This is a genomic window from Dactylosporangium sp. NPDC005555 (genome assembly GCF_040605635.1).
Taxonomy (GTDB): Bacteria; Actinomycetota; Actinomycetes; order Mycobacteriales; family Micromonosporaceae; genus Dactylosporangium.
Genome location: NZ_JBEXDG010000018.1, coordinates 110932 through 123806 on the forward strand (window position 1 = coordinate 110932; position 12875 = coordinate 123806).

Below are 12875 nucleotides of genomic sequence, written 5' to 3' on the forward strand. Positions count from 1 at the left end.
CTTTCCGTGTGGCGATGGAGCGGCATCATGGTTTGGGCCGCATGATGGTGGACGTTGTTTGCCGTGGGGACAGGGAGTGACCGCAAGTGGATCCGCTCGAGAGCATCGACCAGATCATCGCGCTGGTCGAGGGTGCACGGTCGGCACCGATGTCGCGGAGCAACTTCGTGGCCGACCGCGCCGAGATGATCAACCTGCTCGACCAGTTGCGCGCCGACCTGCCGGGTGAGCTTCGGCGAGCCTCCGCGCTGCTCGACGAGCGGGACAAGATCGTCGACGCGGGGCGCCGCGAGGCCGAGCGGATCATCACGGAGGCGGAGTCGGAGCACAACCGGCTCGTCTCGATCAACGAGATCGTCGTCTCCGCCGAGCACGAGGCCTCCCGCATGATCAACGAGGCGCGGGCCGAGACCCAGCGCCTCCGCGACGAGGTCGACGACTACGTCGACACGGCCCTCGCCAACTTCGAGCAGTTCCTCACCCGCTCCCTCGCCTCGATCGAGCGTGGCCGCGACAAGATGCACGCGCTGCGCGAGATAGGCTCATTCACACCGTCCGGCGATGACGACCGGCCGCTGCCGTTCTAAGGTAGGGGCGATTCGACGGGAGATCTGCCGCTCGGGTAGCCTTGTCCGTCGGCCCTGCCTGGCCGGAGTCTGAAGATGCCACATCAACCGCACCCGCACCTGGATCCCCGCAAGCCCCTGGTCCTCGAAACGAGAGACCTGCCGAGGCGACCGGGTGCCCTGCATGCGATCTCGCGACAGGTGCCGGCACCCAAGGACCTCGGCCTGGAGCTGATCGGCGTGCCTGTCGGCGCCGAGCTCGACCTCCAGCTGCGGATGGAGTCGGTGTCAGAAGGCGTTCTCGTCTCCGGCACCGTCACCGGCCCGCTGGTGGGCGAGTGCGGACGCTGCCTGCGCCCGATCAGTGCCACGTTGGAAGTCCCGGTCCAAGAGTTCTATGCCTATGAGCACAGCACCACGGACGAGACGACCGACGAGGACGAGGTCGGACGGCTGCAGGGCGACCTGATCGACCTGGAGCCGGCATTGCGGGACGCGGTGGTGCTCTCCCTGGCCGCCAATCCCGTGTGCCGTGAAGACTGCCCAGGGCTGTGCCCCGACTGCGGGGTGCCGCTGGATGAGCTGCCCGCCGGTCACAACCACGAGCTGCTCGACCCGCGCTGGGCCGCCCTGACCCAGATCAAGAACTCAGAGGAGTAAGACCCGTGGCCGTTCCGAAGCGGAAGATGTCGCGCAGCAACACCCGGTCGCGCCGGAGCCAGTGGAAAGCCGTCGCGGTGCAGACGCAGCCGTGCCCGCAGTGCCGCTCTCCGAAGCTGCCCCACGCTGCCTGCTCGGTCTGCGGCACGTACAACGGCCGTCAGGTCATCGAGGTCTGATTTCCGGATCCGGGTGACGCGATCCGACAGGTCGCCGCACGGCGGGCAGCCCCCGTCCGGCACCGCGCGGATCGCCGTCGACCTCCTCGGCGGGGACAGCGCTCCCGCCGTCGTGGTTGACGGCGCTCTGCGCGCGTGCAGCGCCGACCCAGACCTGCATCTCCTCCTCGTAGGGCCGCGCGAGTCGGCCGACGAGGTCATCGGCGCGCTCGCGGTCCACGACCGCGGGCGCGTCACCGTGAGCGTGGTCGACCGCACGGTCGGCATGGCCGACTCCCCGCTGCGCCACGTCCGGCGGGAGACCACCGTGCGCGCCGCGGCCGAGTCGGTCTACGCCGGCCGCGCCGACGCGATGGTCTCCGCCGGCTCCAGCGGCGCCGTCGTCGCCGCGTCCGCCCACGTCCTCGGTCGCCTTCCCGGCGTACGCCGCCCCGGCCTCGCCGCGCACGTGCCCACCCCGCACGGCCCGGTGCTGCTCCTGGACGTCGGCGTGACGGTCGACGGCACGATGCTGGAGCTGGTGCAGCACGCGGTCCTCGGCGCCGCGTACGCCGCCGCGGCCCTGGGCGTCACCGACCCCCGCGTGGGCCTGCTGTCCGTCGGCAGCGAGCCCGGCAAAGGAGACCGGCTCCGCCGGGCCGTCGCGGTCGCTCTGCACGACACGGCCCTGCCCGCAGGGGGCCGCTACATCGGTCTGGTCGAAGGCCACGACGTGCCGCTCGGCGGCCCGGCCGACGTGGTCGTCACCGACGGCTTCACCGGCAACATCCTGCTCAAAGGCCTTGAGGGTGCCACCGCCGGTCAACGGAAAGCCGAACAGGGAGCGGCCCTGCTCGGCATCACCGGCACCGTCGTGGTCTGCCACGGCTCCGCCGACGGCCCCGACATAGCCTCCGGCATCGCCCTCGCCGCCCGCCTGCACCGCCAGCGGGTCATCCCCGCTGTCGCCGGGCTCGCCGACGATCTGCTGACCGAACTCTCCTCGGCCGGCGGCCTCACCATCCGTGACGCATTGGGAGAGCGCTCGTGACGAACCCGACCCCGCTCGAAGCCGCCTTCGAGGTGCACTTCGAGCCCGACATGCTCCGGCGGGCGCTGACCCACCGGTCCTTCGCCTACGAGAACGGTGGCCTGCCCACCAACGAGCGGCTCGAGTTCCTCGGCGACGCCGTGCTCGGCGTGGTGATCACCACCGCGCTGTTCAACAACCATCCCGACCTCGCCGAGGGACAGCTGGCCAAACTCCGCGCGAGCGTGGTCAACATGCGCGCCCTCGCCGACGTCGCCCGGCGGCTCGGCCCCGACGGCATCGGTCCCTACCTGCTGCTCGGCAAGGGCGAGGAAGCGACCGGCGGCCGCAACAAGGCCAGCATCCTCGCCGACACCCTCGAGGCGCTCATCGGCGCGATCTACCTCCAGTACGGCCTGGACACCACTGCCACGGTGATCCACAAGCTGTTCGACGAGCTGATGGCGGAGGCCGCCCTGCGCGGCGCCGGGCTCGACTGGAAGACCAGCCTCCAGGAGCTCACCGCCGGTCGCGGCCTCGGCGTCCCCGAGTACCGCATCGACGAGGAGGGCCCCGATCACGCCAAGCGGTTCACCGCCTGGGTGATCGTCGCCAAGCGCCGCTACGGCGGAGCGCAGGGCGGCAGCAAGAAGGAAGCCGAGCAGCGGGCCGCCGAGGCAGCCTGGCGGGAGCTGTCCGCGCGACCGCCGGAGTCGGCGGAGCCGCTGAGGGGTGACGATGACCGCGGTGACTGAGGTGGTGCGGCGGCGGGACACACGGATCCTGTGGGCCCTGCCCCTCGCCGTGTACGCCCTGAGCCGCCTGTTCCAGCTGGCGCTCGTGTGGTGGATGGCCGACAACGGGGAGGTCCGCGGCCGGCTGCTCGCCTGGGACGGCGGGCACTTCGTCCGGCTCGCCGAAGAGGGCTACCCGACCGGCTACAGCTACACCACCGAGGGCGCGCTCACCGGCAACGGCCTGGCCTTCTTCCCCGGCTACCCGATGCTGGTCCGCGTCGTACACCTGGCGACCGGTCTCGAGGTCGGCACCGCCGCGATCACCGTCGCGTGGATCGCCGGCGCCTTCGCCGCGGTCCTCATCTGCGCGCTCGGCACCCGGCTCTACGACGAGCGCGTCGGGCTGGCGCTGACCGCCCTGTTCTGCACGCAGCCGATGTCGATGGCGCTGTCCATGGCGTACTCGGAAGCGCTGTTCGTCGCGATGGTCGCCGGCATGTTCCTCTTCGCGCACCGCGGCGACTGGCTCGTCGCGGGCGTGTTCGGCCTGGGCGCGGCACTGTCCCGGCCCACCGGCGCCGCGGCCGCGATCGGGCTCGCCGTCGCCGCCGCGATCGCCGTGTACCGGAGCCGTCGCGCTCCTGCCCGTGCGGACTCGGACGGCGTCGGGGCTGCTCGTGCGGATTCGGGCGGCGTCGAGGCTGCTCGTGCGGATTCGGGCGGCGTCGAGGCTGCTCGTGCGGATTCGGGCGGCGTCGAGGCTGCTCGTGCGGATTCGGGCGGCGTCGAGGCGCGGACCCCGGTCTGGCAGCCGATCCTGGCGGCGGCCGTCGCGCTCGCCGGTGTGCCCGGGTACCTGCTGTGGGTCGGCCTCCGGGTCGGCGACCTCGGCGCGTGGTTCGACATCCAGACCGCCGGCTGGGGCACCACGTTCGACTACGGCACGTCCACGTTCGCCTTCGTGCGCGACGCGTTGCGGACCGGCGAAGGCTGGATCCAGGTGAGCATCGCCTGGATGGTCATCGGCGTCGTCGTGCTGGCCGTGACGGCCGTGGCGCAACGCGTCTGGCCGCCGCTGCTGGTGTACGGCCTGATCGCGCTCGTCCTGGTCCTGGGCCAGGGCGGCTACTACCACTCCAAGCCGCGGCTCCTGGTCCCGGTCCTGGTGATCCTGATCCCGCCGGCGGTCGCGCTCGGCCGGGCGAGGCCCCGCACGGCGGCGCTAGTGTTGTCGGGCTGCGCGGCGTTCGGGTTGTGGTACGGGGCCTACCTGATCACCGTCTGGCACTACGCGATCTGACCTGTTTCGTCGCCGTGTGGCATTACGCGATCTGACCCTGTTTGGAGACTGATGCCTGAGCTGCCCGAGGTCGAGACCGTTCGCCGCGGCCTCGACAAGTGGGTCTCCGGCCGGCGCATCGCCACCGTCGAGGTGCTGCACCCGCGGGCGATTCGCCGCCACCTGCCCGGCGCCGTACATTTCGCCGACGTCCTCGCCGGCCGCCGCGTCGGCGCGGTCCAGCGCCGCGGCAAATACCTGTGGCTCCCGCTCGACGACGAGGACGCCCTGGTCGGCCACCTCGGCATGTCCGGCCAGCTGCTCATGCAGCCCGTCGAGGCACCCGCCGAGATCCACCTGCGGGTCAGGTTCAGCTTCGACGACGACGGCCCTGAGCTGCGGTTCGTCGACCAGCGCACGTTCGGCGGCCTGGCGGTCTCCGCGGGCGGCGCGATCCTGCCCCTGGAGCTGACCCACATCGCGCTCGACCCGGTCGACCCCTCGTTCTCCGACGAAGCGTTCGTCGACAACCTGCGCCGCCGCCGCACCGAGGTCAAGCGGGCCCTGCTCGACCAGACGCTGATCTCCGGCGTCGGCAACATCTACGCCGACGAGGCCCTGTGGCGCGCCGGGCTGCACGGCGCCCGCCCGACCGACCAGCTGACCCGCCCGGCGGTCCGCCGCCTCCTCGCCCACGTCCGCGACGTGCTCAACGAGGCGATCGGCCAGGGCGGCACCAGCTTCGACGCCCTCTACGTCAACGTCAACGGCGAGAGCGGCTACTTCGACCGATCGCTCAACGCCTACGGCCGCGAGGGCGAGCCGTGCAACCGCTGCGGCACCCTGATCCGGCGCGAGTCGTTCATGAACCGGTCGTCCTTCTCCTGCCCCCGCTGCCAGCCCCGCCCGCGAATCCCGGCAGCCCGGTCACCGCGCTGAGCCATTCCCCCGCAGCGCGCCGGACGACGCGCTCTGCAGTTGCGGGGGACAGCCGAGAGGAGTTGCGGGGGACAGCCGAGAGGCCGTGAAGGGCGACAGCTGTGGGGGACGTGAAGGGCGACAGCTGTGGGAGGTCCGTGCCGCGCCGACCACCTAAGGGCACCTTACAGGCAGCCAGCAAATTGATCTCCGGCCTCATTGCTCTGCGTAGTCCGCCCTGCATGGGGTTGCGGTGCGCGGCGGGGTCGTCGTTGCTGTCCGTAGTCTACGCCGGGCACGGGGCGGGGTCGGTCAACCTGTGCGGCCGGGCCGGCCGGCCGCGGCGGCGGAGCTCGGTGGGGCGGAGCCGGCGTTGATCAGGCGGTGCGGGCGGGGGCGGCGCGGCAGTGGGGTCGGCGGGTTGAGCTCGGCCAGGCCCGGCACCTGACCGCACCAGGCGGGCAGGTCCGAGTACGGATCGGGAGCGCCCAGGTCGGTGACCATGCCGAAGCCCGCGCCCCGTGAGACCTGGAGCCGGGCCGCCTCGTCGAGCTCCCACGGCGGCACCGCGTGCACGAGGTGGCCGTCGCCGGGCAGGGCGCCCGTGCCGTTCCAGCGGCGGTAGTCGCGCCAGCTGCCGTCGAAGACGCAGATGGGCAGGCCCAGGTCGCGGTACGTCTGGTCCGGCGGGGCGCCCGGGTTGAGCACCACGTCGGGCAGGTCGGCGCGCTGCGCGAGCCGGGCCGCGATGGCGACCGGGCCGATCGAGTGCGGGCTGACCGGCACCTTGTCGAGGAAGACGCCGCGCACCGGGTAGCCGGCCCAGCGGTACACGTCGGCGCGGATCCGCTCGATCGGCCTGGTGGACAGGTCGACGTCGACGTAGCCGAGGAGCCGGACGCCGGCCGTGGCGAGCTTGCTCAGGGCGGCCGTGTACGCCGGGTCGCGCCCGCTGCCGGGCCCGCCCGCGATGTCGATGACGACGGTGAACGCGGCACCGTGTCCCGCGACGATCTCCCATGCGTGCGGCCGGGCGAGGGGATGCGCCCGCAGTGGCAGGAGCGTCGGAACCCGGTCCACGACCGGATTAACGATGCTGGGCCCCCTCAAGCACGGCCGGTGTCCACTGTCCAGTAAGGCGTCCTGCCGCGCATGGCGGCACCGACGCCGATCGACTTGGTGGCGCAGTCCAGCAGGGTCTTGCGGTCGTTGCCGTCGCGCAGCCAGCTCTTGACGACGTCGCCGGCGTCGCCGCCCTTGGCGACCAGCTCCTCGGCGAAGCCGCTGTAGCCGGCCTTGGCGACCCGGTCCTCGGGGGAGCTGCCGTCGCTGCCCTGCGACCGGCTGAAGTCGTGGACGGCCATGTCGGCGCTGTGCGCCCGGGCCGCGGTCCGCAGCTGCGGGTGCATCCGGACGGCCTCGCATTTGGCCTTACGGCGCTCGCTGTTGACCAGCTGCACCACCCGGTCCTCGTAGCCGCTGTTGTAGCCGACGTTGACCGTGGGGGTGGCCTTGCCGGTGGTGGGGGCGGTGCTCGGCGGGGGAGCGCTGGTGGCGGCCTCGGAGGTCTCGGCGGCGGGTGCGACCGATGCCGGTGCGGGACCGGCGGCCGCCGCGGCGGCCGAGGGCTCGCCGCCGCCGTCGGTCAGCGCGGGCACGATCATCGCGCCGAGACCGAAGACGATCAGGACGGCCGTGACGATCGCGGCGATGCCGGTGGGTCCGAGCCGGGCCATCAAGCCAGGCTGGGGCGCCGTCATCGCGGGTCTCCTCACGGGTGTCATAGATCAGAATTTCTCCGACACGACGCTACTTTGCAGTGGCGCTTGCGGGCAACCGGTGGCACACTGCCACGATCGGCTACAGGGGTGTGATCACGCACCCGGGTGAGTGAGAACACCCTGGCCAGGACGTTTGGCGTGCCGGTTGGCTTGACTAAGTCGCCGCCGGGGGGCGAACATAGAGGGGTCGCCAGTCGCGCCCAATCATGCCCTAGTGCTTCGGTCGCGGGTGCTGGGCGCGCGTTTGCCGGAATCCGACCGGCTGCGCTTATCAAGGAGACGATATGGCTAAGGCCCTCTTCGGCCACGTAGGCGGCGCGCCCGATCGGCGCCTCGTAGACGAGGTCACCCAACTGCGTGCCAAGGTCCGGGCGCTCGAGTTCGAGGTCGTCCGGCTGCGCGCCGAGAATGACCGGCTCGCTGCGGCGGCCGCTGAGACGGATCACCTGGTCCGGCTCGTCGAGCCGGCGATGGCCTGACCCAGGCCGTCGCATGCACGAAGAACGCCGGTGGATCCGGCGCTCTGCACTGGCACCTACGCAGAACTGAACAGTAAACCCGCGCGCCGATCATCCTCTGGGTATCGGCGCGCAGTCATGTCAAGCAGGCCCTGCGCCGCAGACCCAACCGAATGCCGCGCCGGCAACCGGACGCCACGAGGGCAGCAGAACCCGATGGCAACCGAATGCCACGCAAGGTCGAATGCGGCGAGGGCGACCAAGACACGGTCATGGAAAGCAAACGCGGCCATGGCACGCGAGCGCAACCATGGCGACCGAAGCGAAGCCAAACGCAGCGACGGCGACCAGACGTGATCACGGCGTACGAATACAGTCATGTCCATGTCAACGAACGAATGAGCGGCGTGCAGTCGTGTAACGACGCAGCGTCGACAATGGTTGCGAATGGCGCTCGAGCGTATTTCCGCCGGCCTGGAAACGCGCATTATGGTGTGCGGCGCTGCCTGATTCGGTATCCTGCCGGGCGGTAGTCTGCCTGGAACAGCACCCACCTCGACCCGTGGAGATCCGTGCATCTCAAGAGCCTGACGGTCAAGGGCTTCAAGTCCTTCGCGTCCGCGACCACGCTGCGTCTCGAGCCGGGCATCACCTGCGTCGTCGGGCCCAACGGGTCGGGCAAGTCCAACGTGGTCGACGCGATCTCCTGGGTGCTGGGCGAGCAGGGCGCGAAGGCGCTGCGCGGCGGCAAGATGGAGGACGTCATCTTCGCCGGGACCTCCGGCCGCGCGCCGCTGGGCCGCGCCGAGGTGACCCTGACCATCGACAACACCGACGCTGCGCTGCCGATCGACTACACCGAGGTCTCGATCACCCGCCGGATGTTCCGCTCCGGCGAGAGTGAATACGAGATCAACGGCAACCAGTGCCGGCTGCTCGACATCCAGGAGCTGCTGAGCGACTCCGGCATCGGCCGGGAGATGCACGTGATCGTCGGCCAGGGCCGGCTCGACGGGGTGCTGCACGCCCGGCCGGAGGACCGCCGCTCGTTCATCGAGGAGGCCGCCGGTGTTCTGAAGCACCGCAAGCGCAAAGAGAAGGCGATCCGCAAGCTCGACGCGATGGCTGTCAACCTCAACCGCCTCGGTGACCTCACCACCGAGCTGCGCCGCCAGCTCAAGCCGCTCGGCCGGCAGGCCGAGGTCGCCCGGCGCGCCGCGGGCATCCAGGCCGACCTGCGCGACGCGCGGCTGCGCCTGCTCGCCGACGACCTCGCCACGCTGCGCACCACCCTCGACAAGGAGATCGCCGACGAGACCGCGCTGCGGGGCCGCCGCGAGGAGGTCGAGGCCGAGGTCGAGTCGATCAACGAGCGCCTCGCCATGCTGGAGGCCGAGCACGCGGCTGACGCCCCGGTGCTGGCCGAGGCGCAGGACACCTGGTTCCAGCTGTCCACGCTGCAGGAGCGCTACCGCTCGCTGCACCAGCTCGCCGCGGAGCGGCACCGTAACCTGTCGGCCGCCCCGGTCGACGAGCGCCCCGGCCGCGACCCCGACCAGCTGACCGCCGAGGCGGAGAAGGTCAAGGAGCAGGAGGACGAGCTCCGCGCCGCCCTCGAAGCCAGCCAGGAGCGGCTCGCCGACGCCGTCGACCGGCGCCAGGACCTGGAGCGGCGGCTCGCGTTCGCGGAGAAGGCGATCGTCGCCGCGCACAAGGCCATCGCCGACCGCAGGGAGGGCCTGGCGAAGCTCACCGGTCAGGTCGAGTCCGCCCGCAGCCGTGCGACCGCCGCCGCCGACGAGATCGAGCGGCTGTCCGTGCAGCTCGCCGAGGCGGAGGTGCGCGCCGAGCACGCCGAAGGGCTGTACGAGGAGGCGAGCGCCGGCGCGACGGTCGCCGACCACGCCAACGCCGACCTGGAGATGCGGCACCAGGAGGCGACCCGCGAGCTCGACGCGATCAACAACGAGGTCAAGCAGCACAGCGACGCCGAGCGGGCGGCCGAGAAGGACGCCGCGCAGTGGAAGGCCCGCGAGGAGGCCCTGGCGACCGGCCTGCGCCGCAAGGACGGCGCCGGGACGCTGCTCGCCCGCGCCGACCGGATCCCGGGCATGCTCGGCAGCGTCGCCGCGCTGCTGTCGGTGCAGGCGGGGCACGAGGCGGCGCTCGCCGCCGCGCTCGGCGCGCTCGCCGACGCCGTCGCGGTCGCCAACATCGACGGTGCCACCGCGTCGGTGGAGATGCTCAAGCAGGACGACGCCGGCCGGGCCGCGTTGCTGATCGCGTCCGCGCCGACGCACACGGCGCCGCCGGTCGAGCGGGTCCCGCTGCCGCCCGGCGCCGCCTGGGCGCTCGACCTGGTCCGCGCCCCCGACGAGCTGCGCCCCGCCCTGGAACGGGCGATCGGCGACGTCGTCTTCGCGCCCGACCTCACGGTGGCGAAGCGGATCGTGTCGTACGCGCCGAACCTGCGCGCCGTCACGCCCGAGGGCGACGTCCTCGGCGCCTACGCCGCCGCCGGCGGGTCCGGTAAGCAGCACAGCTACATCGAGGTCCAGGCCGCCGTCGAGGAGGCCCGCCAGCAGAAGGTCGACGCCGAGCACCGCGTCGCCGAGGCCCGCGAGCTGCTCGCGCTCGCCCGGCACGCGGCGACCGGCGCCAAGGAGCAGGTGCAGGAGGCCGCCGCGGCGAAGAAGGAGGCCGACAGCGCCCGCAACGCCGCCGCCCGCCGCCTCGCCGAGTTCGGTGCCGCCGCGAAGTCCGCGAAGGCCGAGGTCGAGCGGCACGCCGCGGCCCGGGCCAAGGCGGAGGCCGCCCGCGAGTCCGGCGTGACCAGCCTCGCCGAGCTGGAGGAGCGGCTCGCCCTCGCCGAGGAGACCCCGATCGACGAGGACCCCTCGACGATGGAGCGCGACGACCTCTCCGCCGAGGTGCCCGTCGCCCGCCAGCAGGAGATGGAGGTCCGGCTCGCGGTCCGCACCGCCGAGGAGCGGGTCGGCGCCCTCGCCGGCCGGGCCGACGCCCTGCTGCGTCAGGCCGCTCAGGAGCGGGCCGCCCGCGAGCGGGCCGCCGCGCGCAAGGCCACCCGGGCCCGCGGCGCGAAGGTCGCCGAGACCGTCGCGGCCGCCGCGCAGCTCGCGCTGGACAACCTCGCCGAGTCGATCGCCGAGGCGCAGGAGACCCGCGACGCGCTCGCCGAGACCCGCGCCGAGCGGGAGTCGACGCTGATCGAGGTCCGGGGCCGCGCGAAGCAGTTCACCGGCGAGCTGGACCGGCTGACCAACGCCGTGCACCGCGACGAGGTCGCGCGGGCCGAGCAGCGGATGCGGATCGAGCAGCTCGAGGCGCGTTCCGCCGAGGAGTTCGGCCTCGACGCCGACACCCTCGTCGCCGAGTACGGCCCGCATCTGGACGTCCCGCCGACCGCGCCCGAGGTGGCCGCCGCCGAGGCCGACGGCCGCCCGGCGCCCGACCCGGTGCCGTTCGACCGGGCCACGCAGGAGAAGCGCGCCGCGAAGGCCGAGCGCGAGCTCAACCTCCTCGGCAAGGTCAACCCGCTCGCCCTGGAGGAGTTCGCGGCGATGGAGGAACGCTTCAAGTTCCTCTCCGACCAGCTCGAGGACCTCAAGGCGACCCGCCGCGACCTGCTCACCGTGGTCAAGGACGTCGACGACCGGATCCTCGAGGTCTTCACCAGCGCCTACCACGACACGGCCCGGGAGTTCGAGCAGGTCTTCGCGGTGCTGTTCCCCGGCGGCGAGGGCCGCCTGGTGCTCACCGATCCCGACGACATGCTCACCACCGGCATCGAGGTCGAGGCGCGCCCGCCGGGCAAGAAGATCAAGCGGCTGTCGCTGCTGTCCGGCGGCGAGCGGTCGCTGACCGCGGTCGCGCTGCTGTGCGCGATCTTCCGGGCCCGCCCTTCGCCCTTCTACATCATGGACGAGGTCGAGGCGGCGCTCGACGACGTCAACCTCGGCCGCCTGATCACCCTCTTCGAGCAGCTGCGCGAGAAGAGCCAGCTGATCATCATCACGCACCAGAAGCGCACGATGGAGGTCGCCGACGCCCTCTACGGCGTCACCATGCGCCAGGGTGTCACCGAGGTCATCTCCCAGCGCCTGCGCACGGAAGAAGCGGCATGACGATTCGCCCCACCGCCCTGTTGATCGATTTCGACGGTGTACTGCGCCGCCACGACCCGGCGATCGCCGCCGCGATCGAGACCCGGCACGGCCTGGCGCCGGGCGCGATCCTCGCCGCCGGGCTCGAATGGGACCGGCAGCTGCCGGCGATCACCGGGGAGATCGGGCGCGAGGAGTGGCTGGAGTCCATCGCCGAGGCGCTGCGCGTCGACCTGGCCGTCGTCCAGGAATGGGACCAGGACAAGGGCGAGATCGTGCCCGAGGTGCTGCGGTTCGTCAAAGACGTCCGGAAGGCCGGGATGAAGGTCGGCCTGGCCACCAATGCCATGGACGACCTCGGTGAGGTCCTGGACAGGCACGGCATCGCCAAGCAGTTCGACGCGATCGCCAACTCCTCGGAGATCAGCGTGCACAAGCCGGCGCCCGGCTACTTCCGCGCCGCCTGCGCCCTCGTCGGCGCGCACCCGAAGCAGTGCCTGTTCATCGACGACGCCGACCGCAACATCCGCGCGGCGCGAGCGGCAGGCCTCTCGGCCTACCGCTACACGCCCGGCGACGATCTCACCTACGCGCGGAAAGCGCTGGGAATCTAGAGCGCGGCCTCGATCGCCTTGACGACCTCGTCGGACTGCGGCGTCGCGCGGGGCGAGAACCGGGCCGCGACCGTGCCGTCGGGGGCGATCAGGAACTTCTCGAAGTTCCACCGGATGTCGCCGGTGTGGCCCTCGGCGTCCGGGACGTCGACGAGCTGCTGGTAGAGCGGGTGCCGGCCGTCGCCGTTGACCTCGACCTTCTCCGTCATCGGGAAGGTCACGCCGTAGGTCGTGCTGCAGAACTCGGCGATCTCCTCGGTCGTGCCGGGCTCCTGCCCGCCGAACTGGTTGCACGGCACCCCGAGCACGGAGAAGCCGCGGTCGCCGTACTCCTTCTGCAGCGCCTCCAGCTCCGTGTACTGCGGGGTCAGCCCGCACTTCGAGGCCACGTTGACGACCAGCACGGGGTGCCCGCGGAACTGGCCGAGGTCCAGAGGGTCGCCCTGCAGGCCGGCGATCTTCACGTCGTAGAAGCTCATGCCCTGATCGTATGCCGACCTTGACTTCAGAGGTTCGTTCGGTACATTAACAAAGACCGATTCCGGTGAGC

The 12875-nt window shown here is 71.7% G+C and carries 13 protein-coding genes; 10 read left to right on the plus strand and 3 right to left on the minus strand.

Features of this window, described 5'->3' with window-relative positions:
* Positions 1-86 precede the first annotated feature (86 nt).
* The 7 genes from ABZS58_RS21880 to mutM all read left to right on the plus strand — a co-directional run bounded on the left by ABZS58_RS21880 (position 87) and on the right by mutM (position 5369).
* Entirely contained in the window at positions 87-587 is a 501-nt protein-coding gene (locus tag ABZS58_RS21880; RefSeq protein ID WP_354784157.1) for a hypothetical protein, read from the plus strand.
* Between the two features lie 75 nt (positions 588-662).
* Positions 663-1226, plus strand: coding sequence for a DUF177 domain-containing protein (locus ABZS58_RS21885; protein ID WP_354784159.1), 564 nt, complete (start codon positions 663-665; stop codon positions 1224-1226).
* Positions 1227-1231: 5 nt separating this feature from the next.
* On the plus strand, positions 1232-1405 hold the full coding sequence (gene rpmF / locus ABZS58_RS21890) for a 50S ribosomal protein L32 (protein ID WP_033357807.1): 174 nt from the start codon (positions 1232-1234) through the stop codon (positions 1403-1405).
* A 13-nt stretch (positions 1406-1418) separates the two neighbouring features.
* Positions 1419-2435, plus strand: coding sequence for a phosphate acyltransferase (locus ABZS58_RS21895; protein ID WP_354784161.1), 1017 nt, complete (start codon positions 1419-1421; stop codon positions 2433-2435).
* A 50-nt stretch (positions 2436-2485) separates the two neighbouring features.
* Entirely contained in the window at positions 2486-3169 is a 684-nt protein-coding gene (rnc, locus tag ABZS58_RS21900; RefSeq protein ID WP_354784263.1) for a ribonuclease III, read from the plus strand.
* Positions 3162-4451: a mannosyltransferase family protein gene (locus ABZS58_RS21905; RefSeq protein ID WP_354784163.1), complete on the plus strand. Its 1290-nt coding sequence runs from the start codon at positions 3162-3164 to the stop codon at positions 4449-4451. The genes rnc and ABZS58_RS21905 overlap by 8 nt, the downstream gene beginning before the upstream one ends.
* 51 nt (positions 4452-4502) lie before the next feature.
* Complete coding sequence (gene mutM / locus ABZS58_RS21910) at positions 4503-5369, plus strand: bifunctional DNA-formamidopyrimidine glycosylase/DNA-(apurinic or apyrimidinic site) lyase (protein WP_354784165.1); 867 nt, start codon at positions 4503-4505, stop codon at positions 5367-5369.
* 291 nt (positions 5370-5660) lie between these two features.
* On the opposite strand, the gene ABZS58_RS21915 is transcribed toward mutM, so the two are convergent.
* The gene (locus tag ABZS58_RS21915) at positions 5661-6428 is read right to left on the minus strand and encodes a spherulation-specific family 4 protein (RefSeq protein ID WP_354784167.1); all 768 of its coding nucleotides are present in this window, start codon (positions 6426-6428) and stop codon (positions 5661-5663) included.
* A gap of 26 nt (positions 6429-6454) precedes the next feature.
* Positions 6455-7084, minus strand: coding sequence for a CAP domain-containing protein (locus ABZS58_RS21920; protein WP_354784169.1), 630 nt, complete (start codon positions 7082-7084; stop codon positions 6455-6457).
* 329 nt (positions 7085-7413) lie between these two features.
* Here ABZS58_RS21920 and ABZS58_RS21925 point away from each other — a divergent pair, with 329 nt between their 5' ends.
* The 3 genes from ABZS58_RS21925 to ABZS58_RS21935 all read left to right on the plus strand — a co-directional run bounded on the left by ABZS58_RS21925 (position 7414) and on the right by ABZS58_RS21935 (position 12325).
* Complete coding sequence (locus ABZS58_RS21925) at positions 7414-7608, plus strand: hypothetical protein (RefSeq protein WP_033357811.1); 195 nt, start codon at positions 7414-7416, stop codon at positions 7606-7608.
* Positions 7609-8159: 551 nt separating this feature from the next.
* Complete coding sequence (gene smc / locus ABZS58_RS21930; RefSeq protein WP_354784171.1) at positions 8160-11732, plus strand: chromosome segregation protein SMC; 3573 nt, start codon at positions 8160-8162, stop codon at positions 11730-11732.
* Positions 11729-12325, plus strand: a complete 597-nt coding sequence (locus tag ABZS58_RS21935) for an HAD-IA family hydrolase (protein ID WP_354784173.1) — start codon at positions 11729-11731, stop codon at positions 12323-12325. The genes smc and ABZS58_RS21935 overlap by 4 nt, the downstream gene beginning before the upstream one ends.
* Here ABZS58_RS21935 and ABZS58_RS21940 read toward each other — a convergent pair.
* Positions 12322-12804, minus strand: a complete 483-nt coding sequence (locus tag ABZS58_RS21940; RefSeq protein WP_354784175.1) for a glutathione peroxidase — start codon at positions 12802-12804, stop codon at positions 12322-12324. The genes ABZS58_RS21935 and ABZS58_RS21940 overlap by 4 nt on opposite strands.
* Positions 12805-12875: the final 71 nt, after the last annotated feature.